The sequence below is a fragment of the Paenarthrobacter nicotinovorans genome (assembly GCF_007670255.1).
GTDB classification, from domain to species: domain Bacteria; phylum Actinomycetota; class Actinomycetes; order Actinomycetales; family Micrococcaceae; genus Arthrobacter; species Arthrobacter nicotinovorans_B.
In genome coordinates this window covers 422,756-448,220 of record NZ_SZVS01000001.1, presented here as the reverse complement: position 1 = coordinate 448,220, position 25,465 = coordinate 422,756, and the positions used below count along the sequence as shown (strand labels likewise).

23 protein-coding genes are annotated in these 25,465 nt (G+C 63.6%); 18 read left to right on the top strand and 5 right to left on the bottom strand.

The genetic code is table 11. From position 1 onward, the window contains the following. Positions 1-132 precede the first annotated feature (132 nt). Positions 133-2,526, top strand: coding sequence for a RelA/SpoT family protein (locus FDP28_RS02070; protein ID WP_144658950.1), 2,394 nt, complete (start codon positions 133-135; stop codon positions 2,524-2,526). Here FDP28_RS02070 and FDP28_RS02065 read toward each other — a convergent pair. The 3 genes from FDP28_RS02065 to FDP28_RS02055 all read right to left on the bottom strand — a co-directional run bounded on the left by FDP28_RS02065 (position 2,523) and on the right by FDP28_RS02055 (position 5,604). Continuing rightward, positions 2,523-3,152, bottom strand: a complete 630-nt coding sequence (locus FDP28_RS02065; RefSeq protein WP_144658949.1) for a hypothetical protein — start codon at positions 3,150-3,152, stop codon at positions 2,523-2,525. The two genes, FDP28_RS02070 and FDP28_RS02065, sit on opposite strands and share 4 nt — an antisense overlap. A gap of 94 nt (positions 3,153-3,246) precedes the next feature. Next, positions 3,247-4,734: a DUF349 domain-containing protein gene (locus tag FDP28_RS02060; RefSeq protein WP_144658948.1), complete on the bottom strand. Its 1,488-nt coding sequence runs from the start codon at positions 4,732-4,734 to the stop codon at positions 3,247-3,249. Between the two features lie 66 nt (positions 4,735-4,800). Beyond that, positions 4,801-5,604: a peptidylprolyl isomerase gene (locus FDP28_RS02055; protein WP_186313472.1), complete on the bottom strand. Its 804-nt coding sequence runs from the start codon at positions 5,602-5,604 to the stop codon at positions 4,801-4,803. A 208-nt stretch (positions 5,605-5,812) separates the two neighbouring features. On the opposite strand from FDP28_RS02055, the gene hisS reads away from it, so the two are divergent. The 3 genes from hisS to FDP28_RS02040 all read left to right on the top strand — a co-directional run bounded on the left by hisS (position 5,813) and on the right by FDP28_RS02040 (position 9,930). Continuing rightward, entirely contained in the window at positions 5,813-7,168 is a 1,356-nt protein-coding gene (gene hisS, locus FDP28_RS02050; RefSeq protein WP_144658947.1) for a histidine--tRNA ligase, read from the top strand. Positions 7,169-7,278: 110 nt separating this feature from the next. Next, a complete protein-coding gene (gene aspS / locus FDP28_RS02045) occupies positions 7,279-9,072 on the top strand; it encodes an aspartate--tRNA ligase (protein ID WP_144658946.1) in 1,794 nt (597 codons plus the stop codon). Positions 9,073-9,138: 66 nt separating this feature from the next. Then, a complete protein-coding gene (locus FDP28_RS02040) occupies positions 9,139-9,930 on the top strand; it encodes a GNAT family N-acetyltransferase (RefSeq protein ID WP_144658945.1) in 792 nt (263 codons plus the stop codon). Here the strand turns inward: FDP28_RS02040 and FDP28_RS02035 are convergent. Then, the gene (locus FDP28_RS02035; RefSeq protein ID WP_144658944.1) at positions 9,927-10,526 is read right to left on the bottom strand and encodes a Vms1/Ankzf1 family peptidyl-tRNA hydrolase; all 600 of its coding nucleotides are present in this window, start codon (positions 10,524-10,526) and stop codon (positions 9,927-9,929) included. The genes FDP28_RS02040 and FDP28_RS02035 overlap by 4 nt on opposite strands. A gap of 41 nt (positions 10,527-10,567) precedes the next feature. Between FDP28_RS02035 and FDP28_RS02030 the strand changes: the two genes are divergently transcribed. The 14 genes from FDP28_RS02030 (at position 10,568) to nusB (ending at position 24,111) form a co-directional block, all read left to right on the top strand. Further along, positions 10,568-11,995: a replication-associated recombination protein A gene (locus FDP28_RS02030; RefSeq protein ID WP_144658943.1), complete on the top strand. Its 1,428-nt coding sequence runs from the start codon at positions 10,568-10,570 to the stop codon at positions 11,993-11,995. A 191-nt stretch (positions 11,996-12,186) separates the two neighbouring features. Then, positions 12,187-12,807: a 30S ribosomal protein S4 gene (gene rpsD / locus FDP28_RS02025; RefSeq protein WP_144658942.1), complete on the top strand. Its 621-nt coding sequence runs from the start codon at positions 12,187-12,189 to the stop codon at positions 12,805-12,807. Between the two features lie 157 nt (positions 12,808-12,964). Beyond that, positions 12,965-13,339 (top strand): DUF948 domain-containing protein, encoded by a 375-nt coding sequence (locus FDP28_RS02020; protein WP_017197541.1) that lies wholly within the window; start codon positions 12,965-12,967, stop codon positions 13,337-13,339. 22 nt (positions 13,340-13,361) lie between these two features. Beyond that, positions 13,362-13,592 (top strand): hypothetical protein, encoded by a 231-nt coding sequence (locus tag FDP28_RS02015; protein ID WP_186313471.1) that lies wholly within the window; start codon positions 13,362-13,364, stop codon positions 13,590-13,592. Positions 13,593-13,707: 115 nt separating this feature from the next. Beyond that, entirely contained in the window at positions 13,708-16,386 is a 2,679-nt protein-coding gene (gene alaS / locus FDP28_RS02010) for an alanine--tRNA ligase (protein ID WP_144658940.1), read from the top strand. A gap of 2 nt (positions 16,387-16,388) precedes the next feature. Beyond that, positions 16,389-16,979, top strand: coding sequence for a Holliday junction resolvase RuvX (ruvX, locus tag FDP28_RS02005; protein ID WP_144658939.1), 591 nt, complete (start codon positions 16,389-16,391; stop codon positions 16,977-16,979). Next, positions 16,976-18,733, top strand: coding sequence for an endolytic transglycosylase MltG (gene mltG, locus FDP28_RS02000; RefSeq protein ID WP_144658938.1), 1,758 nt, complete (start codon positions 16,976-16,978; stop codon positions 18,731-18,733). Before ruvX ends, mltG begins: the two co-directional genes overlap by 4 nt. Then, positions 18,730-19,584: a shikimate dehydrogenase gene (locus FDP28_RS01995; RefSeq protein WP_144659102.1), complete on the top strand. Its 855-nt coding sequence runs from the start codon at positions 18,730-18,732 to the stop codon at positions 19,582-19,584. The genes mltG and FDP28_RS01995 overlap by 4 nt, the downstream gene beginning before the upstream one ends. Positions 19,585-19,610: 26 nt before the next feature. Continuing rightward, positions 19,611-20,810, top strand: a complete 1,200-nt coding sequence (gene aroC / locus FDP28_RS01990) for a chorismate synthase (RefSeq protein WP_144658937.1) — start codon at positions 19,611-19,613, stop codon at positions 20,808-20,810. Next, entirely contained in the window at positions 20,810-21,376 is a 567-nt protein-coding gene (locus FDP28_RS01985) for a shikimate kinase (RefSeq protein ID WP_144658936.1), read from the top strand. The genes aroC and FDP28_RS01985 overlap by 1 nt, the downstream gene beginning before the upstream one ends. Beyond that, on the top strand, positions 21,373-22,464 hold the full coding sequence (gene aroB / locus FDP28_RS01980) for a 3-dehydroquinate synthase (protein ID WP_144658935.1): 1,092 nt from the start codon (positions 21,373-21,375) through the stop codon (positions 22,462-22,464). Before FDP28_RS01985 ends, aroB begins: the two co-directional genes overlap by 4 nt. Further along, the gene (locus FDP28_RS01975; protein WP_144658934.1) at positions 22,461-22,982 is read left to right on the top strand and encodes a tetratricopeptide repeat protein; all 522 of its coding nucleotides are present in this window, start codon (positions 22,461-22,463) and stop codon (positions 22,980-22,982) included. The genes aroB and FDP28_RS01975 overlap by 4 nt, the downstream gene beginning before the upstream one ends. A 155-nt stretch (positions 22,983-23,137) precedes the next feature. After that, a complete protein-coding gene (efp, locus tag FDP28_RS01970; protein ID WP_011774957.1) occupies positions 23,138-23,701 on the top strand; it encodes an elongation factor P in 564 nt (187 codons plus the stop codon). After that, on the top strand, positions 23,701-24,111 hold the full coding sequence (nusB, locus tag FDP28_RS01965) for a transcription antitermination factor NusB (RefSeq protein ID WP_144658933.1): 411 nt from the start codon (positions 23,701-23,703) through the stop codon (positions 24,109-24,111). Before efp ends, nusB begins: the two co-directional genes overlap by 1 nt. Before the next feature lie 70 nt (positions 24,112-24,181). On the opposite strand, the gene FDP28_RS01960 is transcribed toward nusB, so the two are convergent. Continuing rightward, a complete protein-coding gene (locus FDP28_RS01960) occupies positions 24,182-25,423 on the bottom strand; it encodes a PrsW family intramembrane metalloprotease (RefSeq protein ID WP_397320656.1) in 1,242 nt (413 codons plus the stop codon). Between the last annotated feature and the right edge of the window lie 42 nt (positions 25,424-25,465).

Genomic DNA, 25,465 nt, shown 5'->3' with positions numbered 1-25,465 from the left:
AGCCGGCCCCCGCACACTGCGGTGGCCGGCTCTTTGACTTGCCGGGTCGTTCGTCATGTGCAGTCCAGTTGCAGAAGCATTCACTTACGGGAATAGACTGGGAGAATTAAATCGGTTGTGAGGGGTACTTCTGTGGAAGAACGAGCGACGTCGGCACCATTGGCGGGCGGGGAAGAGGACCGCAACGCAGCTGCGGTCCCTGCAACAAGTGTGTCCGCCCGGGCTGCAGGCGCCGTGCCGGTTGACATGCCCGGAGCCCGTCCCACGTTCCCCGGCCGGAGGGAACGCACACGTTCCCGGCTGGCGCGGCTGACTGGTCGGGGCGTAGCGCCTTACTCGCCGATCCTTGAGCCGCTGCTGCGGACCGTCAGGGCCAACAATCCCAAAGAGGATTTTGACCTGATCCAGCGCGCGTTCGCCGTCGCTGAGCGGAGCCACCAGGGCCAGAAGCGCAAGAGCGGCGATCCGTACATCACGCACCCGGTGGCAGTAGCCACCATCCTGGCTGAACTCGGCATGACAGGCACCACCTTGGCCGCCGCGCTGCTGCACGACACCGTGGAGGACACTCCGTACACCTTGGCTGACCTGACCCGGGACTTCGGACCGGAGGTTGCCATGTTGGTCGACGGGGTCACCAAGCTGGACAAAGTCAGCTTTGGCGAGGCGGCCCAGTCGGAAACCGTCCGCAAGATGGTGGTCGCCATGGCCAAGGACATCCGGGTCCTCATGATCAAACTGGCCGACCGTTTGCACAACGCACGGACCTGGCGTTTTGTGTCCGCAGAGTCCTCTTCGCGCAAGGCCCGCGAAACGCTGGAGATTTTTGCACCCTTGGCCCATCGCCTGGGCATGAATACCATCAAGTGGGAGCTTGAGGACCTGTCGTTCGCAGCCCTCTATCCCAAGGTGTACGAAGAAATCGTCCGGATGGTGGGGGACCGGACCCCGGAGCGCGAAAAGAGCCTGAGCGTTATCCGCAACCAGATAGCGGACGATCTCCGGACCGCCCGTATCAAGGCCACCATTACGGGACGCCCCAAGCACTACTACTCCATCTACCAAAAGATGATTGTCAGGGACAAGGACTTCGACGACATCAACGACCTCATGGGCGTGCGGGTCCTGGTGGACTCTGTCCGTGATTGTTATGCCGCCCTTGGCACGCTGCACTCGCGATGGAACCCCCTGCCGGGCAGGTTCAAGGACTACATCGCGATGCCCAAGTTCAACATGTACCAGTCCTTGCATACGACAGTGATCGGCCCGGGCGGCAAACCTGTCGAAATCCAGATCCGCACGCACGAGATGCACCGTCGCGCCGAGTACGGTGTAGCTGCGCACTGGAAGTACAAGGACCAGCCAAACCGGACGGCACAAGGTCCTGGCAGCCCGCGCGACGGCGACATGGGCTGGCTGCGGTCCCTCGTGGACTGGCAGCAGGAAACGTCGGATCCCGGAGAGTTCCTGGATTCCCTTCGGTACGAGATCAACGCCCGGGAAGTCTTTGTCTTTACGCCCAAGGGCGAAGTCATGGCCCTTCCCGCGGGTTCGACCCCCGTCGACTTCGCCTACGCTGTGCACACCGAAGTCGGCCACCGGACCATTGGCGCACGTGTCAACGGCAAGCTGGTACCGCTGAACAGTGAACTGAACCACGGCGACTGGGTGGAAATCTTCACGTCCAAGGCCGAAGGGGCCGGTCCAAGCCAGGACTGGCAGCACTTCGTCAAGTCGGCACGGGCACGTAACAAGATCCGGCAATGGTTCACCAAGGAGCGTCGCGAAGAAGCGATCGACCGTGGCAAGGACATGCTCACCCGTGCCATGCGGAAGCAGAACCTCCCGCTGCAGAGGCTCATGACCCACGATGCTTTGTCCGCAGTCGCCGAGGATTTCCATTACGTGGACATCTCCGGCCTCTACGCAGGCGTCGGCGATGGGCACACTTCGGCCCAGTCCGTCATGGAAAAGCTCATGGAGCACCTGGGCGGACACGAGACCCCGGATGAGGATCTTGACGAGGTCAGCATTCCCACCCAGGTAGCCAAATCCAAGTTCTCGGACTCAGGCGTCATCGTCAGGGGCGTGGGCGACGTGTGGGTCAAGCTGGCACGATGCTGCACACCCGTGCCCCCGGATCCCATCCTCGGCTTCGTGACGCGCGGTTCAGGTGTCTCTGTGCACCGGACAGACTGTACGAACGTCGCCGGCCTGCGTGACCAGCCTGACAGGATTGTCGACGTCGAATGGGCGCCCACGCAGTCGAGCGTCTTCCTGGTGGAGATCCAGGTGGAAGCCCTGGACCGCAAGTCGCTTCTATCGGATGTGACCCGCATCCTGTCGGAGAACCATGTCAATATCCTGGCTGCGTCCGTCCACACCTCAAGCGACAGGGTGGCAATCTCCAAGTTCGCGTTCGAAATGGGAGACCCCAAGTACCTGCACCACGTCTTGAACGCGGTCCGGCGCATTGATGGTGTCTTTGACGTTTACCGCACTACCGGAAACAGCCGCAGGAGCTAGCGGGGCTCCTTTCCAGGGTCTGGTGCTGTCTCCGGCGCGAGTTGGGCCAACGTGGCCAACGCGCGCTTCTTGTGGGGCACCCGGGGTGCAGCTTCCACCGCCAGGACCAGCAGGCGCAGCTTGATTCCGAGCTCGGGGCGGTCCAGGAGGCGCCGCAATACGGGCAGGGCGCGGACAGTCTCAACATGGAGCGCGATGTCAGCCGCCGTGCGGAGCGGGCTGGTCACGAGCATCCCTCCGAGGCTCACCACATCCAGCTGCCCGAGCCGCACTTCATGAAGGCTGCACGCCAAAGTGCCTCGAAGGCTGGAGATGCGGTGCTTCGCGTCCACCAGAAGCGATAACTTTCCGGGTGGACTGGCGCACCCGTAGATCCAGGCGGCGGTGAGCCTGCCCGCGACCACCTTGGTGCGTATCCGCTCCGGCACACCCAGGGCTGCTGAGCGGGCCCGGATGCGCTGGGTGATGGCTACGCCGGGGGAGGCGTAGCTTTTCCCATACAGGGGCAGCAGAATGCCGTCGACGGCCATTCCCTGGAGCTCGTTCCAGGTGAAGATGCGGCCGGCGGAGTAGAGCTCGGGGATGACCGGCTCCAGCAGTTGCGGGGCGGTGACAGGAAGGACCATCACTCGATCATTCCGTTGAGCGGCCCAACGAGTACAGGCTCCGTCCCGGCTATGTGGATAACCGGGACGGAGCCTGTGTCGTAGTCAGGGGCGACTATGCGAGATCGCTGGCCGAACGCTGGATCTGGTCGAGCCAGGCTTGGCGGGCTTCAAGGGCCTCACGGGCAGCCTTGATGCGACGCTGGTCGCCTGCCTTCTCGGCCTTGTCGAGATGGTCCTTGAGGCCTGCGATTGCGGCTTCGAGCTGTGTCAGGGCGCTGTTGGTACGAGCCTTCGTTTCGGGGTTGGTCCGGCGCCACTTCTCTTCTTCGGCTTCACGAACGGCGTCTTCGACCTTCCGGAGGCCTGCCTCGATCCTGCCCATGTCGGCGCGCGGCACCTTGCCGGCCTCTTCCCAACGGTCCCGAATGGACTGGAGGGACTTCTTGGCCGCGTTGAGGTCCTTGATGGGCAGCAATGCCTGGGCCTCGATGATCAGCTGCTCCTTGACGGCCAGGTTCGCTGTGTATTCCTGGTCGATCTGGTCATTGGCCGCTTGCCGGTTGCTGAAGAAGACATCCTGCGCGGCACGGAAACGGCCCCACAACGCGTCGTCGTCCTTGCGGCTCGCGCGGGGAGTTGCCTTCCACTGGTCCATGAGCCTGCGGTATTCGCCGGCGGCGTATCCCCAGTCGGTGGACGAGGAAAGTGCCTCGGCCTCGGCGATCAAGGCCTCCTTCGCGGTCTTGGCGGCTGAATTGTTGCTGTCAAGCTGCGAGAAGTAGGCGCGGCGGTGGCGGTCGAACACCGTGCGGGCCGAACGGAACCTCTTCCACAGTGCATCTTCGTTGCTCCGGCCCAAGCGGACGCCGCTCTTTTGGGCGGCCTTCCAGGATTCGAAGAGCTCGTTCATGCGTGCGCTGGAGGTTTTCCACTGAATCTGGGCCGGGTCCTGGCCCGCAATGGACTCTGCTTCGGCCACGATGGCTTCGCGGGCAGCGAGTTCGCTGGCACGAAGGGCGTCGTGGGCTGCCTTCTCCGACTTCTCCAGTTCGATAATCTGAGTCGACAGGGTGTCCAGTCGGGCCTCGGCGGAGCGGATGTCACCGACCATGTTGCGCTCGGCGAGTTGCTCACGCAGATGTATGACGGTTTTTTGCATGTCCGTTGCCGGAGCCTTGGACTCGACGCGGTGTTCAAGCAGCACGACCTGGGCGATGACGTCGTCGAACTTCCGGGCGAAGTAGCCCAAAGCTTCGTCAGGGCTGACTCCCGGGTACTGTCCGACGGCGATTTCCTCACCATCGAGCGTCAGGAAGACATGGCCGTCCCCCTCGGCACGCCCCCACTTGGCGGCTTCGGCGAGCGACGCAGCAGATACTGCCGGAGCCGCTGGAACAACCGGGGCCGGAGCTTTCGGGCGGGCCGCAAATGCTGCCGGTGACGGAGCCGCGGACGGGGCCGGGCGGGGAGCCGGGGATTCGGTGGCCGTCGAAGCCGCAACGGCTCCGGACGTAGCCTCGGCTTCGGCCGCTTCGATCACCTCGGCTGCGTCATCGTTGGCCATTGATGCTGTTTCGTCGGATTTCTGACTGTCTGTCACCGCTAAAAGTCTTTCGCTTGGAGGGACTGCTAAGGCAATGCACGCCGGGCCTGGGTCCGGAGCTGGTTACTTCAGAGAGAACGAGTCTATCGTGACAGGTGCCACAGGGGCGCCGTCGTTGTTGTTTTCGCCGGGTTTCAACCCGGCAGCGGCGATGTTGGTCACTACATCCAGCCCACTGGTCACCTTGCCCACCACGGTGTAACCGCCTGCGGTATCGGCCGGGATGGTGGTGTCCTTGTAGACAATGAAGAACTGGTGACCGTTTCCATAGGCGTTGTTGCCCGTGCGGGCAATGGCGATGGTTCCCGCGGGGTACTTGTTGTCCGCAGGGGTGTTCTCCAGGGGACCCCAACGATAATTGGGATCGTCGGCGCCGTCCTCGGACTTGGCCCCGCACTGCAGGAGGCCAAACGTCTCCGAGGTGGTCAACCGGTGGCAGTTTGCCCCGTTGTAGTAACCGGCATCCGCGAGCGACTTCAGGACCGCGGCGGCTTGGGGAGCGGCAGTGCCGTTCAATTCAACGCCGACGGCCCCGCCGTTCAGGGAGAGTTGGCCTGTGAAGGTCTTGCCTGCGGCTGTGTCCGCGCTCGGAACGTCTGCACTGTTTTGGGAAGGAGCGGCAGAGGGCGAGGCCGACGGGGAACTGAGTCCGGCTTCGGCAGCGGCAAACTCGGCTTCTGTGGGGTTGGAGCTGAAGACGGTCAGCTGCAGGACGACGGCCAGGATGACCGCTGCAGCTCCGGCGCCAATGGCGATGGTGTTGTCGCGTTTCCGGCGCTTGGCCTGTTCCTGCCGCAGAGCGCGCTTGGCTTCCATCTGCCTGATGCGACGTTTCGCTTCGCGGTCATCCCGCGACCTTGTTGCCAAGAGTCCTCCTGAATAAGTCAGCTTCGGATGGCTGCCGGCAGGAACCCGGACATGCTGCATTAGATGTGCACGCGCGGAAAGCATAAACTGGCTGCCGCACATAGTTTATGCATGACCGGCTGGACGCCCGCCCTGTAAACGCCGAACGGGCGTTTAAAGCTGCGGCGTCGAGGCCCGCGTCAGCTTTCTTCAAGGAGACAATTCCACCATGGCACGTACCGCCTCCCTGTCCGGATTCCCCGAGTGGCTTCCCCAGGAGCGGTTGGTGGAGCTCCACGTTCTGGACACGCTCCGGAAAACGTTCGAACTGCATGGCTTTTCCTCCATCGAGACCCGCGCTGTGGAAACAGTGGGCCAGCTGCTCCGCAAGGGCGAAATCGACAAAGAGGTCTATGGACTGAGCCGGCTCCAGGACGACGAAGGCGACGCCGGGAAGCCGAACGGATCCGACAAAACGGATCCCAACGCCCTGGCCCTGCACTTTGATCTGACGGTTCCCTTTGCCCGCTACGTGGTGGAGAACGCCGGCTACCTGGCATTTCCGTTCCGGCGTTACCAGATCCAAAAGGTGTGGCGCGGCGAGCGTCCCCAGGAGGGCCGGGCGCGCGAATTCACCCAGGCGGACATCGATGTCGTCGGCGACGGCGAACTGCCGTTCCGTTACGACGTCGAAATTGCGCTGGTCATCGCCGAGGCGCTCAGCGCCCTGCCGATTCCGGACTTCCGGCTGCGGATCAACAACCGGAAGCTGGCAGAAGGCTTCTACCGGGGGATCGGCCTGACGGACACAGCCGGTGTATTGCGGAGCATCGACAAACTGGAGAAGATCGGCGCCGACAAGGTGGCTGGGCTGCTCAAATCCGAGCTCGGCGCCACGGACGAGCAAGCAGCCCTGGCCCTGCAGCTGGCCACCATCCGCACGGAGGACACCTCGTTCGTTGAGCAGGTCCGCGCGCTCGGTGTGAAGGATGAGCTCCTTGAAGAGGGTCTCAGTGAGCTGCAGCAGGTCATCGAAGCCGCCGTGCAGCGCGCACCCGGGAAGGTCGTCGCGGACCTGAGCATCGCCCGTGGGCTTGACTACTACACAGGCACTGTCGTCGAGACTGTCCTGGTGGGCCACGAGCAGCTGGGTTCGATCTGTTCCGGCGGACGCTACGACGCCTTGGCCAGCAAGGGCAACCGCAAGTTCCCCGGCGTCGGGCTTTCCATTGGCGTGACCCGCCTTGTCTCGCGCATCCTCAGCCAGGAACTGGCGTCGGCGTCCCGTGCTGTTCCGACCGCTGTCTTGGTTGCCCTCAACACCGACGACAGTTGGTCGGCCGCCCAGGACATCGCCGCGCAGTTGCGGGGCCGCGGCATAGCCACCGAAGTGGCCGCAAAGGCCGAAAAGTTCGGCAAGCAGATCAAGTTTGCTGACCGTCGTGGCATCCCCTTTGTCTGGTTCACCGACGACGACGGCAAGCACCAGGTCAAGGACATCCGCTCGGGCGAGCAAGTGGACGCAGACCCCGCGAGCTGGACGCCTCCGGAAGAAGACCTCCACGTCCGCGTGGCCACTGCCTGAGCACAACAACGTTAGTTCCGCCGCTGGGCCGCAGCCGTGGTCGGGGCGGGTAAACTCGGACGGGACCGCTTTGCGGCGGTCCCTCTACATTTCATGCTGAAAGGAATGCTGTGCTGCGCACACATGACCTCGGATCCCTTCGTTCCGAGCACATTGGACAAACCGTTACCCTGGCCGGCTGGGTGGGCCGCCGCCGCGATCACGGTGGCGTTGCATTCGTTGACCTCCGAGACGCATCCGGCGTGGCCCAGGTGGTTGTCCGTGAAGAAGAGGTCTTCCACGGCCTCCGGAACGAGTACGTCCTGCAGGTTACCGGTACGGTCAACAAGCGTCCTGAAGGCAACGAGAACCCGGCGCTGGCAACAGGGGAGATCGAGGTCATCGCTGAGAAGGTTGTTGTCCTCAACACCTCCGACCCCCTCCCGTTCCAGATCGACGAACACGTCGAGGTCGGCGAAGAGGCCCGGCTGAAGCACCGTTACCTGGACCTGCGCCGTCCCGGCCCGGCCCGCAACCTCCGTTTGCGTTCCGAGGCGAACCGCGTGGCCCGTGGAATCCTGCACGATCAGGGTTACGTGGAAATCGAAACGCCCACCCTGACGCGCTCCACGCCCGAAGGCGCCCGCGACTTCGTCGTCCCGGCACGCCTGGCTCCCGGCTCCTGGTACGCCCTGCCGCAGTCCCCGCAGTTGTTCAAGCAGCTCCTCCAGGTGGGTGGGTTCGAGAAGTACTACCAGATCGCCCGCTGCTACCGCGATGAAGACTTCCGTGCCGACCGTCAGCCCGAGTTCACGCAGCTGGATATCGAAGCCAGCTTCGTTGACCAGGACGACATCATTGCCCTGGGCGAAGCCATTGTGAAGTCGCTGTGGCAGCTGATCGACGTCGAAGTTCCCACGCCCATCCGTCGCATGACCTACTTGGACGCCATGGCCAAGTACGGCTCCGACAAGCCGGACCTTCGCTTCGGCCTTGAGCTGACCGAGCTGACTGAGTTCTTCAAGGACACCAACTTCGGCGTGTTCAAGGCACCCTACGTCGGCGCAGTGGTCATGCCCGGTGGCGCTTCGCAGGCCCGCCGCGCCCTCGATGCCTGGCAGGAATGGGCCAAGCAGCGCGGCGCCAAGGGACTGGCCTACGTCCTGTACAAGGAGGACGGGGAGCTTGCAGGGCCTGTCGCCAAGAACCTCACGGAACAAGAACGTGCGGGACTGGCTGATGCCGTCGGCGCCAAGCCCGGTGACTGCATCTTCTTTGCCGCCGGCGAGAAGAGCGCTTCCCGTTCGCTGCTGGGCGCTGCCCGCGTCGAAATCGGCCACCGCACCGGCCTGATCGATCCCAACGACTGGGCTTTCGTGTGGATCGTGGACGCTCCGATGTTCGAACCGGCTGCAGCCGCCGTCGCTTCCGGTGACGTGGCAGTGGGCGCAGGCCAGTGGACAGCGGTCCACCACGCTTTCACCTCGCCCAAGCCCGAATTCCTGGATACCTTCGACAAGGATCCCGAGTCGGCACTGTCCTACGCCTACGACATCGTGTGCAACGGCAACGAGATCGGTGGCGGTTCCATCCGTATCCATGAGCGCGAGGTCCAGGAGAGGGTCTTCCAGCTCATGGGATTGGACAAGGAAGACGCTGAAACCAAGTTCGGCTTCCTGCTGGAGGGCTTCAAGTACGGTGCGCCTCCGCACGGCGGCATCGCCTTCGGCTGGGACCGCGTCGTGGCGCTGCTGGCGGGCGTGGAATCGATCCGCGACGTCATCGCCTTCCCGAAGACGGGCAACGGCTTCGACCCCCTGACTGCCGCGCCTGCTCCGATTACTGCGCAGCAGCGCAAGGAGGCCGGGGTGGACTTCAAACCTGAGGCCAAGCCGGCCGCCAAGGCGGACACCAAGTCCGAGTAAGACCACAGTCGGAGGGCTCCCCTTAGGGGGAGCCCTCCGGTGTTTTCTGTCCAACGATTCCCGAGCATGAGAGGCGCCGCTAACGTGGAGCAAACCGCCCTTGAAGAGCTGATGGACAAGGCCTGGCCGGCGCTTGAGCGCGAGGAAGCGGGACAGTGGGTGCTTCGCGCCTCGGAGGGAGTGACGCAGCGGGCGAACTCGGTGTGGCCCAGGGTGCCGGCCCAAGCGGGGCCGGAGGGCATCGCCCACTCTGTTCAGTCCGCCGCGCAGTGGTACCGCTCGCGCAGGCTGCCCCTGATCTTCCAGGTCTTCGACGATCCCCGCAGCGCCGCGCTCAACGCTGTTCTTGACGGCCAGCGCTTTACCAGGCAGTCCGAGACGAGGATCATGGTCCGGGATGCCGCTGACGTTCCCGGGAAAGCGCCCACTGCCGGGGTGGAAGTCAGCGAAGAACCCTCGCAGGAATGGCTCAATCTGTGGTGGTCGGTGGATGGCCGCGGCGGAGAAGCAGAATTGACTGTCGCGCGCAGGATTCTCACCGCCTGCCCGTCGCTGTACGCCCTGGTGAGGGACGACGACGGCGTCCCCGCCGCCGTCGGGCGTCTGGCCTTGGTGAACGGCTGGGGCGGTATCTACAGCATGGCGACGTCGGCGGCGCACCGCAGGCAGGGCTACGGCACCCAAGTACTGGAAGCGTTGCTGCAGGCCGGCAGGGAACGCAGCCTTGGCGGTTTTTGGCTGCTCGTTACCGCGGCCAACCATGCGGCGCGCGCCCTGTACGGGCAGGTCGGCTTTACGGATTACGGCGGCTACCTGTACCGGCAAGCTCCCCTGAAACGTGCCCCGGGCGGCTGCTAAGCCGGCGGGTCGGTGACGCTGATCCGGATGGAGCAGGCGTCGGCGGCGGCTTTGGCAAGGGCCGCGGACTTTGGTACCTGTACATCCAGGAAAGGCAGCCTTGTCCTGCCGGACACGGCTTTGAGCGAGGGCTGGGCAAGTACTTGGTCCACCAAAGCGCGGTCGCCGCCGGTCACAAGGTATTCGATCCTGTGGTTGGCGAAGATCCGCGCTGCGTGTTCGGCCGTGGTCCTGGCATCGATGAAGCGTGAACCGCTTTTCGTCGTCAATATTGTCGGACCGCTGGCAGCGGCCAGGGCGTAGCCACCCTTGCGGACCAAGAGCACGCCCAATGCACGCTCCTGGTTCGCCAGCGATGCCAATCGCTCAAGTTCCGTCGAGCCTCTGCCAGGCCTCCCGTCAGCCGGCCAGGGTGCCCGCAGAAGCGCTTTGGCTCCGTCGGCAGCCCGCAGCAGCAGGCCGCCGTCGTCGAGGTCTTGCGCGACTGTGCCGTGACTGGCCGTGAACCGCTCCACCCATCCGTGCAACCGTGCTGCGGACACCACTGCGGTCCGGCTTCCCCCTGGAAGGCGCGGGGCCGATGCTGGGCGCTGCACGTCAATGTCTCCTTTGCTGGAACTATGAGTAGCCTATCCATGTGGAAGATCTCTTTGGTGCCGGTGCAGTGAACGACGACGACGAGTCGGAGGAGCTGCCTGCCGCCGGGGGGCCGACGGATGCGAACTGGATGGCGTGCCAGCGAAGCCCGCTGGCCGTGAGGATGCGCCCACGGACCTTGGACGATGTCGTAGGGCAGCAGCATCTGCTGGGCCACGGCTCTCCACTGAGGCAACTGGCGGCCGGTGCGGAGGCCGCGGGGCCGGCAGGACCCAGCTCGGTGATCCTCTGGGGACCTCCGGGCACAGGCAAGACCACCTTGGCCCATGTCATCGCACGCGGGCCGGGCCGGAAGTTCGTTGAACTTTCCGCCATCACTGCCGGCGTCAAGGACGTGCGCAGGGTCATGGACGAGGCCTTGACCGCCCGGGACCTCTACAAAAAGACCACGGTGCTGTTCCTGGACGAGATCCACCGCTTCAACAAGGCGCAGCAAGATGCCCTGCTGCCCGGCGTCGAGAACCGCTGGGTGGTGCTGGTGGCGGCAACCACCGAAAACCCGTCCTTCTCAGTGGTGTCGCCGCTCTTGTCCCGATCATTGTTGCTTACCCTGAAACCGCTGACCGATGACGATATCTCCGGTTTGCTGCAAAAGGCCGTGACGGACGCGCGCGGCCTTGCCGGACGAGTCGAGCTGGCCCCGGAGGCGCTTGAGCACCTCGTGCGCCTGTCCGGAGGCGACGCGCGGCGTGCCCTCACGGCGCTGGAGGCTGCTGCCGGGGTAGCGTTCGGTGACGCCACCGCCGTCGAGGACGGCGGGTCTGAAGGCCTGGTGCTGGTGGAACTGCGTCACACCGAGCGCGCCTTGGATGCCGCCGCCGTCCGCTACGACCGTGCCGGAGACCAGCATTACGACGTCGCCAGCGCCTTCATCAAGTCCATCCGTGGATCCGACGTCGACGCCGCCCTGCACTATCTGGCGCGGATGCTCGAAGCGGGGGAGGATCCCCGGTTCGTTGCCCGCAGAATCGTCATCTCTGCCGCCGAAGACATTGGCATGGCCGATCCCACCGCGTTGCAGACTGCGGTCGCTGCGGCCCAGGCAGTGCAGCTGATCGGCATGCCGGAGGGCCGTATTGTGTTGGCCGAAGCGGTGGTGCACCTGGCCACCGCACCGAAGTCCAATGCCGCCTACATGGGCTTGAACAAGGCCGTGGCAGATGTGCGGGCCGGCCATGGTGGCGGCATTCCGATGCATCTTCGCGATGCCCACTACCCCGGGGCCAAGCAGCTGGGACACGGCAAGAGCTACAAATACGCCCACGATGAGCCCCACGGGATCGCCACCCAGCAGTATCCGCCGGACGACCTTGTGGGCAGGAATTACTACGAACCCACCAACAACGGCGCGGAGCGCGACATCGCGGCCAGGCTCGAGCGGCTCAGGAAGATCGTCCGCGGCGAGTAGAGCGGGCGGGCGGATTCAGTGCCCGTGGTAGGATGGATCCTTGTCTGGCATGACCCGACGCCACATCCCTTGAAGATTTCCTTCAACGGTGCTGCGCGCCCGGGCCAGTAGCAAGAGGCAGCGGTTGGCCGATGCTCTCCCTGATGGAGGCCAGTAACACTGATACACCGCAGTAATTTGGAAGGACACAAGTGGCTAACAACACTCGTGCTCGCCGTACCGCACGCCTTTCGCGTGCACTCGGCATTGCTCTGACCCCCAAGGCCGCCAAGTACATGGAGCGCCGTCCGTACGGCCCCGGTGAGCACGGCCGTGCCCGAAAGAAGCAGGACTCCGACTACGCCGTACGTCTGCGCGAAAAGCAGCGTCTGCGCGCCCAGTACGGCATCCGCGAAGCCCAGATGACCCGTGCCTTCGAAGAAGCACGCCGCACCAAGGGCCTGACCGGTGAGAACCTGGTTGAGCTGCTCGAAATGCGTCTGGACGCCCTCGTGCTCCGTGCAGGCTTCGCCCGCACCATCGCACAGGCCCGCCAGCTGGTTGTGCACCGCCACATCCTGGTTGACGGCGTTCGCGTTGACCGCCCGTCCTTCCGCGTTGGCGAAGGCCAGCTCATCCACGTACACAGCCGCTCCGAGGTTATGGCTCCGTTCCAGGTCGCCGCTGCCGGTGCACACGTCCTGAACAACGTGCCGCCGTACCTGGACGTCAAGATTGACGCCCTGCAGGCACGCCTGGTTCGTCGCCCGAAGCGCTCCGAGGTCCCCGTGATCTGCGAAGAGCAGCTCGTCGTCGAATTCTACGCACGCTAAATTCAAGCAGCGCAGACAAAGAAGCCCGTGGCAACCGCCGCGGGCTTCTTTGTCTATAAGGTGCCGGGCCACTTAGGTAAGGTACTGGGGGAGGCCTTGGCCAAAGCCGCAATGCGGCAGGTGCAAGGCAGCGCAACGATCCTAGGAGAAGTGTTCTATGTCTGGTGGCGACATTGCCGGTCTCATCGCAGCAGGAGTCTTTGCGCTCCTGGTTCTGCTGTTGGCTGTGCCCATTTTGAAGTTGGGCGGCGTTTTTGACGAGGTCCGCACCTCCATCCGCTCCATCAGCGACGGCGCCACGCCCCTGATGGACGAAGTGACCGCGACGGTCACCACCACGAACCAGCAGCTGAAGAAGGTCGATGGCATCGCCTCGAACGTTTCGGATGCCTCGGCCAACATCTCCGCGCTGTCCTCGCTCGTAGCGGCGACGGTCGGTTCGCCCCTGATCAAGGTGGCTGCTTTCAGCTACGGCGTCCGCTCGGCTTTCGCCGGACGCCGCACCCCTTCCTCCGGCCGACGCAGCCGCTGAACCAACGGGAGACCCGAAACCGATGAAAAGAATTGTTTGGATGGGCATCGGCGTCGCAATCGGCGTCATCGCGTTCCGTAAGATCACTGAGGCACAAGCCAATTTGGGCCCTGAAGGTTTGAACCGGGCTGTCGGCCGGATGGCCGACGGACTGTTCGACTTCGCCGACGCCGTGCGCTCAGGCATGCACCAGCGCGAAGAGGATCTCCGGGCCGCGCTGGGGATCGACGACGGCACAGCAGGCCGACGGTAGCAGGAGCGGTTCGCTCCGAAGCCCTCAACAGGGCAGAATGGAAAGCTGCGGAACGGCACCAGCCGGATCCGCGCACATCGTGTGCAGTGAATTGAGAAGGGTAAGTAATCAGCTAATGAAGTCGCAGGAGATCACCAAGCGCTGGGTGGACTTTTTTGTCAGCAAGGGCCACACCGCCGTTCCCTCCGCGTCGCTCGTTTCCAGCGACCCGTCACTTCTCTTCACTGTGGCCGGAATGGTGCCGTTCATTCCCTACCTGACCGCCCGCGAAGAACCGCCCTACAGCCGTGCCACGAGCGTCCAGAAGTGCATCCGCACCGGTGACATCGAGGAAGTGGGAAAGACTGCCCGGCACGGCACCTTCTTCCAGATGTGCGGCAACTTCTCCTTCGGCGATTACTTCAAGGAAGATGCGATCAAGTTCGCTTTCGAGCTGCTCACCAAGAGCGTTGACGACGGCGGTTACGGACTCCCCGCCGAGCGTCTCTGGGTGACGGTCTACGAAGAGGACGACGAAGCCAAGGAATTGTGGCTGAAGAACACCGGTATTCCGGCTGAACGTATCCAGCGCATGGGCAAGGCCGACAACTACTGGTCCACGGGACAGCCCGGGCCGGCAGGGCCTTGCTCGGAAATCTACTATGACCGCGGCCCGGCTTACGGTATCGAAGGTGGCCCGCTGGCTGACGAAACCCGGTACATCGAGATCTGGAACCTCGTGTTCATGCAGTACCAGATCGAGAATGTCCGTTCCAAGGTCGACTTCGACATCGTTGGCGAGCTGCCGAAGAAGAACATCGACACCGGCCTCGGCATGGAACGCCTGGCCATGATTCTGCAGGGCGTCGAGAACATGTACGAGACCGACCAGGTCCGTCCCGTCATCGACAAGGCTGCTGAGTTGTCGGGCCGTGAATACACCTCGGCTGAGACCCCCGACGATCCGCACCACACCGATGACGTGCGGATGCGAGTGGTAGCTGACCACATCAGGTCCGCCTTGATGCTCATCGCCGACGGCGTGGCACCGTCCAACGAAGGCCGCGGCTATGTGCTGCGACGCCTGATCCGCCGTGCAGTGCGCGCCATGCGCCTGCTCGGTGTCGAGAAGGCCTGCCTGCCTGACCTTCTTCCCGTGTCCCGTGATGCCATGAAGGGGGTCTACCCCGTAGTGGAGACCGACTTCGCCCGCATCAGCCGCATTGCCTACGCTGAAGAAAAAGCCTTCCTCCGCACCATCGCTTCGGGCACTGCGCGCCTGGAAGACGCTGTGGCCGAATCCAAGGCCGCGGGAGTCCCGCTCTCCGGCGCTGACGCCTTTACCCTGCACGACACCTATGGCTTCCCCATCGACCTGACTTTGGAGATGGCAGAAGAGGCAGGCTTGAAGGTCGACGAGGCAGGTTTCCGTGCGCTCATGCTCGAGCAGCGTCAGCGCGCCCAGGCCGATGCCAAGGGCAAAAAGGGCGGCCACGCCGACCTCACCGCCTACCAGGAGCTCCTGGGCCAGGGTGAGACCGTGTTTACCGGCTACGACGAGCTCGAGGGCGAGTCGAAGGTCCGGGGCATCGTCAACGGCGGACGGGCAGTTTCGCACGCCTCCACCGGCGACGAAATCGAGCTCGTCCTGAATGAAACCCCGTTCTATGCCGAAGCCGGTGGCCAGTCCGCCGATACCGGCCTCATCACCGGCGATGGCTTCGTCGTGGAGGTCCTTGACGTCCAGCGCCCCATCAAGGGCCTGAGCGTGCACAAGGCGATCGTCCGTGAAGGCGAGATCGCCTCCGACGCATTGGTGCGCGCCGCCGTCGACCGTGAACGCCGGCACGCAGCCGAGCAGGCGCACACGGGAACGCACATCGTCCACGCTGCCCTGCACCAGATCCTTGGCCCGGAGGCCACCCAGCGTGGTTCCTTCAACAAGGCCGGATACCTGCGCTTCGACTTTGCCTGGGGTGAGGGACTGAGCCCGGCAACGCGGTCTGAGATCGAAGAAGTTTCCAACATAGCCATCCGGAACAACTACCGCGTGGACACCAAGGTGATGGGCCTGGCAGAAGCCAAGGCACTCGGTGCCATGGCCCTGTTCGGCGAGAACTACGGCAGTGAAGTCCGGGTCGTGGAGATCGACGGCGCGTGGTCGCGTGAACTCTGTGGTGGTACGCACGTGTCCAACACGTCCCTCATCGGCAGCCTTTCGCTGCTCGGTGAACAGTCCGTTGGTTCCGGAAACCGCCGCGTCGAGGCCTTCGTAGGCCTTGATGCGTTCCGCCACCTGGCTGCCGAACGCGCGCTGGTGACCGAACTGACAGAGCTGTTGAAGGTTCCTTCCGGCCAGCTCGCCGACAGGATTTCGAGCACGCTGAACAAGCTCAAGGCGACCGAAAAGGAACTCGACCGGCTCCGCAAGGAACAGCTCGCCGCCGCGGCCGCCAACCTTGTGGGGACGGCAAAGGACGCTGGCGGGGTGCGCGTTGTCGCCCACGACGCCGGACAGGTCGGTGGTGCGGATGACCTGCGGAACCTTGCCCTGGACCTGCGTAACCGCCTCGGCTCGGAGGCCGCGACGGTTGCGGTCGCCGGCGTCAGCAACGATCGCCCGGTCATTCTGATTGCCACCAATGAAGCTGCCCGTGGTGCCGGGGTCAAGGCAGGAGCGCTTGTCCGCCTGGCCGCCGGTATCCTCGGTGGCGGCGGTGGCGGCAAGGACGACGTCGCACAGGGCGGCGGCACCGACGCTGCGAAGGTCTCCGAGGCCCTCACAGCCGTGGTGGACGCGATAGCCAAGCGCTGACAGTGTCCACACGTACTAACGACGACGTCTACCCCCGTGGCATCAAGCTGGGGGTAGACGTCGGTACCGTCAGGGTGGGCCTTGCCCAGTGCGATCCCGATGGAATCCTCGCCACGCCGTTCAAGACTGTAGGGCGGGACGCCAAAAAGAATTCCGATGTCCGTTTGGTGGTCAAGCACGCCGCGGAGTTGGCTGCGGTGCAGATTTTCGTCGGCCTTCCACGCACCATGAAGGGCGAAGAACGGGGCTCCGCCGCCATGGCCGCAGAATATGCTGTGCTGCTGGTCAGGGAGCTGGCCCGCGCCGGTTTGGACGTTCCGGTGAACCTCGTCGATGAGCGGCTTTCCAGCGTGACGGCACACCGCAACCTGCACGAAGCTGGCATGAGCAGCAGGAATCACCGTAAAGTGGTTGATCAGGTTGCTGCTGCTGGAATACTCCAGCACGCGATCGACATGCAAAAAGCCAGAGGAACGGACGTCGGCCGCCGAGTGCAGGCACCGGCGGAACCCGAAAAGCCCAGCAGTGCCCCAACGCTGCAGGCTGCCTCCGGCAACGAACCTGATTCTTCTACGAGGGGACTGCAACTGTGAGCCCGGTCAACAACGACCCCTCCAGCGGTACCGGCGGCGGCATGCCGCTGACCCGCAAAGAGCTGCGGGCGCGGGAGAGATTCCTCGCCACGCAGAACCACAACGTCGTACCCGTTCCCGAAGCGACGCCGGGGGAGGATTCCCCCGCAGCCGAAACTGAGGCAGAACTTCCCCGCCCCGTTCCCGCGGTTCCGGCTGCCCAGGCTCCTGCAGCCCCTCCTGTTCCAGCAGCTCCTCCCGTTCCTGTAGCTCCTCCGGTTCCAATGGCTCCTCCTGCTCCCGTCCAGAAGCCGGAAGTTGAGGCACCGCATACCGCGGAGGAACAAGCAGCACCGGCTGCCTCGAAGGATGACCAGACAGCTGGCGTCGGTCACGTGGAGCATGCCGCACAGACAGAACACGAAGAATCCGGCCACACCCACGGTGATGGTGAACTGGTTTTTGCTGAACCCGGCAGCACACCATTGGAAGCCCACGACTACACCGCGCATGACGCCCACTACGGCGTGGACGCGCATGCCGGATTCCATGACGAGGTTCACCATGACGAGGTCCACCATGAAGACCTCCACCATGGCGAACTGCACCATGACGACCTCCACCATGACGAACTTCATCACGATGAGGTCCACCACGATGACCATGCCCACGAACTCCTTGCACCGGTAGCGACCCCCGCCTCCAAAGCTGCCGCGAAAAAGGCGCGCCGCCGCCGTCGTGTCCTTGCTCTCCTGTTGACGCTTGCTGTCTTTGTCACCGCCGTCGCTGTCGGAGCGCAGTTCTTGAAGCCCCTGCTTGGCATGGACAAGGTCACGGACTACCCGGGTCCCGGTACCGGCTCCGTCAGCGTCACCGTTCCCCAAGGCGCAGGGCCCAAGGCGGTAGCAAGCGATCTCGTGCAAAAGCACGTCGTAGCCGATGCTGACGCCTTCGTTAAGGAGTTCGTCAGCCAGGGCGGTGAACTGTCCCCTGGTGAATTTACCTTCAAGACCGAAATGAAGAATTCGGACGCCGTGGCGGTCCTGGTCAACAAAGACTCCTCCAAGGTCATGTACTTCGCCCTGAGCGCCGGGCTGCGGATCAACGAATCCCTGGACGCCATTGCCAAGGGCTCCGGCATCCCGCTGGAGCAGCTCAACGCCCTCAACCAGGCTCCTGGACAGTTCGGACTTCCCGCCAAGGCAAAGAACCTCGAAGGCTTCCTGGCGCCGGGAGAGTACCGGTTCGATCTCGGAACTTCCGCCAAGGACATCATCCAGAAGCTGGTCACCACCACCCTGGATGAGCTCAAGTCACAAGGCATCACTGACCCCGCCAAACAGTACGACGTCGTCACCATCGCCAGCATTGTGCAGGCGGAGGGCGGACAGGCGGACTACGGAAACGTGGCAGGCGCCATCTACAACCGGCTCAAGCCCAACAACGTGGAGACCAGTGGGCTTATCCAATCCGACGCGACGGTCACATACGGGCTTGGCCGGAAGTCCTTCCACGTCACGGAGGAAGAAAAGGCCGACAAGTCGAATCCGTACAACACCTACGCGAACGTGGGCCTGCCCGTGGGTCCGATCGGTTCTCCAGGCAAGACGGCGATCGACGCCGCTGCCAAGCCGACGGTCAACGACTACATGTACTGGGTGACGATCAACCTGGACACCAAGGAGACCAAGTTCTCCAAAACGCTGGCTGAGCACAACACCTACGTTGAGCAATACAACGCCTGGTGCCAGGCCAACGCGGGACGGTGCGTGTGACGCTTCGGGCCGCGGTCCTGGGTCATCCGATCTCCCACTCGAAGTCCCCGGCGCTCCACTTGGCCGCCTACGCCAAGTTGGGTCTGGACATTGAGTACTCGGCGATTGACGTCACGGTGGATCGTCTTCCGGCCTTCATGGAGTCACTCCGGGGGGACGAGTCCTGGTGCGGCTTGTCGGTGACCATGCCTCTCAAGACGGCAATGATCCGGGAAGTCGATGAAGTTCGCGGTGCGGGGGCCCAGTTGGGCGTCATCAACACCGTGGTTTTAGAGCACGACGGCGGAGGGGTGCGGCGCGCTGGATACAACACCGACGTCGCGGGAATCGTCGAGTCGGTGCGGCACGCCGGGGTCGCTTCGGCACCCCATGCTGCCATCCTCGGTGGTGGCGGTACCTCCGCTGCGGCAGTGGCCGCGGTTCATGAGTTGGGTGCCGGCCATGTGGACGTCTTCGTCAGAGACGCTTCACGCGCGTCAGACGCAGAAGCCGCGGCGGCCGCCGTCGGGATTTCCCTCGCCGTGCGGCCGTTGACCGAAGCTGCCACCGCTGTGGCGGCAGCTGAGCTTGTCATCTCCACTTTTCCCCCGCGGGCCGCCGATGACCTGGCCGAAGAATTGGCGTCTTTGCCGGGAACCGGTGCAGGTGTCCTGCTGGATGTTGCCTACGATCCCTGGCCCAGCCGCATCGCCGAAGTGTGGAGCGGCCATGGGGGAGCGGTAGTCCCAGGGCTGGAGATGCTGATGTACCAGGCGGCGGAGCAGATACGGCTCTTTAGCGGACGTGATGTTGATGCCGCCGTCATAGATGTGATGTGCGACTCAGTCGGGCTTCCCCGACGGGTGTTCTAGAGGCCTTACATGGCAGGATTGGTTATATGTTGCGTTGGTTGACTGCCGGTGAATCCCACGGTCCGGCTCTGATCGGAATTGTTGAAGGCGTGCCCGCCGGTGTTGAACTCACCAGCGGGCAAATTCGTGACGCGCTGGCGCGCCGCCGCCTGGGCTATGGCCGGGGCGCCCGCATGAAGTTCGAGCAGGACGAGGTCACCATCATGGGCGGCGTCCGTCATGGCATCACCCAGGGCGGCCCTGTAGCCATCCAGGTGGGAAACACCGAGTGGCCCAAGTGGGAGCAGATCATGTCTGCTGATCCCGTGGATGCCGAACTCCTGGCCGACCAGGCCCGGAACGCCCCCTTGACGCGGCCGCGCCCCGGACACGCTGATTTCACGGGCATGCAGAAGTACGGCTTCGACGAAGCCCGGCCGGTACTTGAACGCGCCAGTGCACGGGAGACTGCCACCCGCGTTGCGCTCGGTACCGTCGCAGCGCAGTTCCTGAAGCAGCTTGGCATCGAACTCGTCAGCCACACTGTTTCCATTGCCAGCGTCGCTGTCCCCGAGGGGCGTCCCTTGCCGGTCCCCGGCGACGTGATCGCGCTTGACGCCGACCCCCTGCGTTGCTTCGACCGCGAGACGTCCAACGCCATGGTTGCCGAGGTAGACGCTGCGCACAAGGAAGGCGAAACCCTTGGCGGTGTGGTTGAGGTGCTCGCGTACGGGCTTCCCCCGGGACTGGGCAGCTACGTCCACTGGGATCGCCGCCTCGACTCGCGCCTGGCAGCAGCCCTCATGGGCATCCAGGCGATCAAGGGCGTCGAAGTGGGCGATGGCTTCCTGACCGCTTCCCGCCGCGGATCCGCCGCCCACGATGAAATCGTCAAGGATGGGGATGGCAGGATCGTCCGCCAGACCAACCGTGCCGGCGGCATCGAAGGCGGCATGAGCATCGGCGAGGTCCTGCGTGTCCGCGCCGCCATGAAGCCGATCGCCACGGTCCCGCGCGCATTGCGCACCATTGACGTGAGCACGGGCGAGCCAGCAAAGGCCCACCACCAACGTTCAGACGTCTGTGCCGTTCCGGCAGCAGGTGTTGTCGCCGAAGCCATGGTGGCCCTGGTCTTGGCCGAGGCCATCACCGAGAAGTTCGGCGGCGACTCCGTCGCCGAAACCGCACGCAACCTGCAGAGCTACCTGGACAACATCCCGGCAACCCTGGACACGGTCGGCCGGTAGTGATCCGCTCTGTCCTGGACGTCTCCGCGGGCCGTCCCGTTGTTTTGGTGGGCCCTATGGCTGTTGGCAAGTCGGCCATAGGCCAGCAGCTTGCCCAGCAGCTTGGTCTCCCGTTCGTGGACACCGATGCCGTAGTCGTCGCTGCCCACGGCAGCATCGCTGACATCTTCGCTGGTCGGGGCGAGCACGCCTTCCGCGAAATTGAAGCCAGGGCCGTGGCGAAATCGATCGAGTCTGCCAAGGAGCAGCCGGCGATCATCTCCCTCGGCGGGGGAGCAGTCCTGGACTCCGGGACTCAGCAACTGCTGGGGGAGTGCACCGTGGTCTACCTGGAGTGCGACGCCGAAACGGTGGCGGACCGCATTGCGCGGAACACCGGCAGGCCCTTGCTTCAGGGCGACGCGATGACGCGCTGGGAAGCACTTTTTGCCACCAGGCGTCCTGTCTACGAACGGCTGGCGGACATCGTCATGGACGTCCGTACAGGAACCGTGGTGGACATCGGCCTCCAGCTGGAGGAACGGCTGCGCCAGCATGCAGCCTTGAAAGAGGAAGTTGAAAAGTGAGTAACGAAGCAACTGTCATCAAGGTGACCGGCCAGTCAGTCAACGAAAATTATGACGTCGTGGTGGGCCGCGGTTTGCTGGAGAGTCTTCCGGCAAAACTCGGTGAGCGCGTCCGGCGGGTACTTGTCATCCACCCCCGCGCCCTCCGCCTGACCGGTGATACCGTCCGCGACGAGCTGGAGAGCGCTGGATTCACTGCGCTCACTGCTGAAATCCCGGACGCGGAAGAAGGCAAGCACATCCAGGTTGCTGCATTCTGCTGGCAGGTCCTGGGCCAGAACGATTTCACCCGCTCGGATGCGATCGTTGCAGTCGGCGGCGGTGCTGTCACCGATCTTGCCGGCTTTGTCGCAGCCACGTGGCTTCGCGGCGTCAAAGTCATCCACATGCCCACGAGCCTCCTGGGCATGGTGGACGCGTCCGTCGGCGGCAAAACCGGCATCAACACAGCCGAAGGAAAGAACCTCGTCGGTTCGTTCCACCCGCCGGCAGCCGTCCTGGCCGATCTCGATACGCTCCAGACCCTTCCGAAGAACGAGCTCATCTCCGGCATGGCCGAGGTCATCAAATGTGGATTCATCGCCGATCCCGCTATCCTCGAGCTGATCGAGAAGAACACGGACGCTGTCATGGACCCGGGATCCGAGGTGGTCCGCGAACTGATTGAACGCGCCATCGCGGTCAAGGCGGACGTCGTCTCCCAGGACCTCAAGGAATCCGGCCTGCGCGAAATCCTGAACTACGGCCATACACTCGGTCACGCCATCGAGCTGGTGGAACGGTACTCGTGGCGCCACGGTGCTGCCGTAGCCGTGGGAATGATGTTCGCAGCAGAGTTGTCCCGCAGCGTCGGCCGCTTGTCCGATGCCGACGCTGACCGGCACCGCACCATCTTGGAAAGCCTTGGCCTGCCCATTACCTACCGCCGGGACCGCTGGCAGGGCCTGCTCGACGGCATGCGCCGCGACAAGAAGTCCCGTGGCGACCTGCTCCGCTTTGTCGTCCTGGACGGAGTTGCCAAGCCCGGAATCCTGGACGTCCCCGACACGTCCCTTCTCTTCGCCGCGTACCAGGAGATCGCATCATGACGATCGCCCTGCGCGAAGGAGTCAGTGACTGGCCTACCGCCGGTTTCCCTGGTGTCCGGATGAACCCTGACACGCTCTTGCCCGTGGTGGTCAACGAGGAAGTCATGGAGACCGCGCTTGCGGCGTCGGAAGATCCTGCCGACCGGATCATGGCCCTTCTGCTGGAAAACCAGCCAAAGGAAGCAGCTGAGCTGCTGGCGGAGGCACGGTACAAGGACCCCGAGTCTTTCCGGCTGAGGATCTTTGAGGCAGAAGTCCACCGTGCCACCAACCGTCTTGACCGGGCTGTCCAGTTGTTCCGCCACCTCTTGCAGGAGGTCCAAGGCACCTCCAAGGAAGCAGTAGTGCGCCAATACCTCGGCCGCGCCTACTTCGTCAGCGGCAACGCCTTGGCAGCATCCGAGGAGTTCGCCAAGGCGTTGGACCTGAGGGTGGCCATGGCTGCCGATGCCGCGCTGATCTACTCCTCGGCGGTAGCCCTGCAGCGGGCCCGTGACGTCATGGAACTGGCGTCCTGAAGGCTGCCTGGAACACCCTTTGCAAGGCAGCTCCGCATTTGACGGTAGAATGGTTTTTGGATTTTTGATAAATACGCGCTGGCGCGCCGATTGGCACGCCTGCTTGGCATAGATAGCTGGCAGCTGGAACCAGTGCGATTAACCAGAGGATACGAGTGGCAACCACAAACGACATCAAGAACGGGACCGTACTGAAGCTCGAGGGCCAGCTCTGGAACATCATCGAGTTCCAGCACGTCAAGCCCGGCAAGGGTGGCGCCTTTGTCCGCACCAAGATGCGCAACGTCATGTCCGGCAAGGTGGTCGACAAGACCTTCAACGCCGGCCTGAAGATTGAAACCGCGACCGTCGACCGTCGCGACTACCAGTACCTGTACCAGGATGGCGAAGACTTCGTCTTCATGGACACCCAGGACTACGACCAGATCACCGTGTCCGGTGCAACGGTTGGCGACGCCACCAACTTCATGCTCGAGAACCAGATGGTCAACATCGCCATCCACGAAGGCACGCCGCTGTACATCGAGCTGCCTCCGAGCGTTGTGCTCGAAATCACCTACACTGAGCCTGGCCTGCAGGGCGACCGCTCTTCGGCCGGAACCAAGCCGGCCACAGTTGAAACCGGCTACGAGATCCAGGTTCCGCTGTTCGTGGAGCAGGGCACCAAGGTCAAGGTCGACACCCGCGATGGCAGCTACTTGGGCCGGGTCAACGACTAGTGAGCGCCCGCGGTAAAGCCCGTAGCAGGGCCTTGGAAGTACTTTTCGAAGCGGAGCAGCGCTCAGTTTCGGCTTTTGACGCTTTGACTGCGCGTCGGGAGAAGACAGACCTGGTCATCAATCCCTACACGGTGGAGATCGTGGAAGGCGTTGTGTCCATGCAGGCAACCATCGACGAGTTCCTTGAGACCTATGCCCAAGGCTGGACCCTTGAGCGTATGCCCTCGGTGGACCTCATCATTCTCCGCATCGGAGCCTGGGAACTTCTCTACAATGACGAAGTTCCCGACGGAGTGGCGGTGAGCGAAGCCGTGGCCCTGGCCAAGACGATGTCCACCGACGAGTCGCCGGCCTTCATCAACGGATTGCTTGGCCGTCTCCAGAAGCTCAAGCCGTCCCTGCTGGCGTAGCCGGCCAGGCGGCAATTATTAATGGACCCTCCCAGGGAAACCGGGGAGGGTCCATCTTTCTTAATATGGCCTACTGGAGGACCGCAGCCCGCAATGCCGGGACTGCATGAAGGTGTTCGAGTTCGTCGCGTTGGTGCGCATGGACGTCGCGGCCGCTCAGGATCCGTTGGCGGGTGAAAGCCAAGGCTGTTGCTCCCTTGATGAAGGCTTTCATCTGGGGGCCGCGTCCCCGTGAGGCCGCCCAGCGAAGTGCTTGGCGCCTTCCCCTTGTTGTGGCCAGCATTTCCACCTCCGCGGGCGTGAACCATCCCGCGCGGGCGTATTCAAGAAGTCGCTGCCGGGTCAGCTTTCCCTCGGCGAGCCGAAGCAGGATGATGCCCACGGCTGCCGTCAGGAAGATGGGCACCTGGACGACGAAGTACTCGGCCAGGAAGTTCTGGCCCATGCTGTTCCAGCGGTTGTGGAGGAACATCGCGGGCAGCAGGCCGATGAAGAAGGCCAGGACCGCGTATCCGGGGTGCCACTTGCGGGCGGCAAAGCCCATGATCAACCCGGTTGTGCCGGTGAAGACAGCATGGGCAAAGGGTGACATGACCCCCCGCAGGATGAAGATGCGTACCAGGTCGGTGCCGGGGTCGTTGGAGGAGGCTATTTCACGACCGAAGTAGAGGATGTTCTCCGTGAAGGCAAAGCCAGCGGCGATGGTGAAGGCAAAAACCACTCCATCGACGGGGCCGTCGAAGTACTTCCGGGCCGCGAGGATCAGGACCAGAAGACCCAATGACTTGGTGAACTCCTCCACAATCGGTGCTTGGACCGTGGCCATGAAATAGGCGAAGGCTTCTTCGCTGGAGGTGGGTGCAGCCAATGCGAAGATCGGCTGGATCAAGAGTGTGCCGGCGATGGACACTGCTGCGCCCCAAGTAAAGGCGAACCAGAGAAGCCGGGGTGGTTCCGGCTCCCAGCGATCAATAAGGCGCACGGTCAAAAGGACGATGGACAACGGAATCAGGGACACCAGGAAACCGATGACGAATCCGGTAACGCCGGTATTGCCCAGCAGGAACGGAACCACCAGCAAAAGACTCCCCAGGGCCAGGACCGCGCCAACGATCAACAAGGGCAGCGTGCCCCAGCTGCGCCGTACCGGTGGCATCGCCCAGGTCTGCTGCGGAAGCGGAGCCCGGTTGCCCGGTGCCGGCTGGTAATTCCCGGGCTGGACGTGTCCGATCCACGTAGGGTTCGCCCCCGGCTCCAGGTAGGGACCCGGGTGGGGCTGTCCGCCGTACTGGCCTGGGTGATTCATGCTCATGGAAACGAGCCTATTCCACGGGGCGAAGTGTGAGCTTAAACT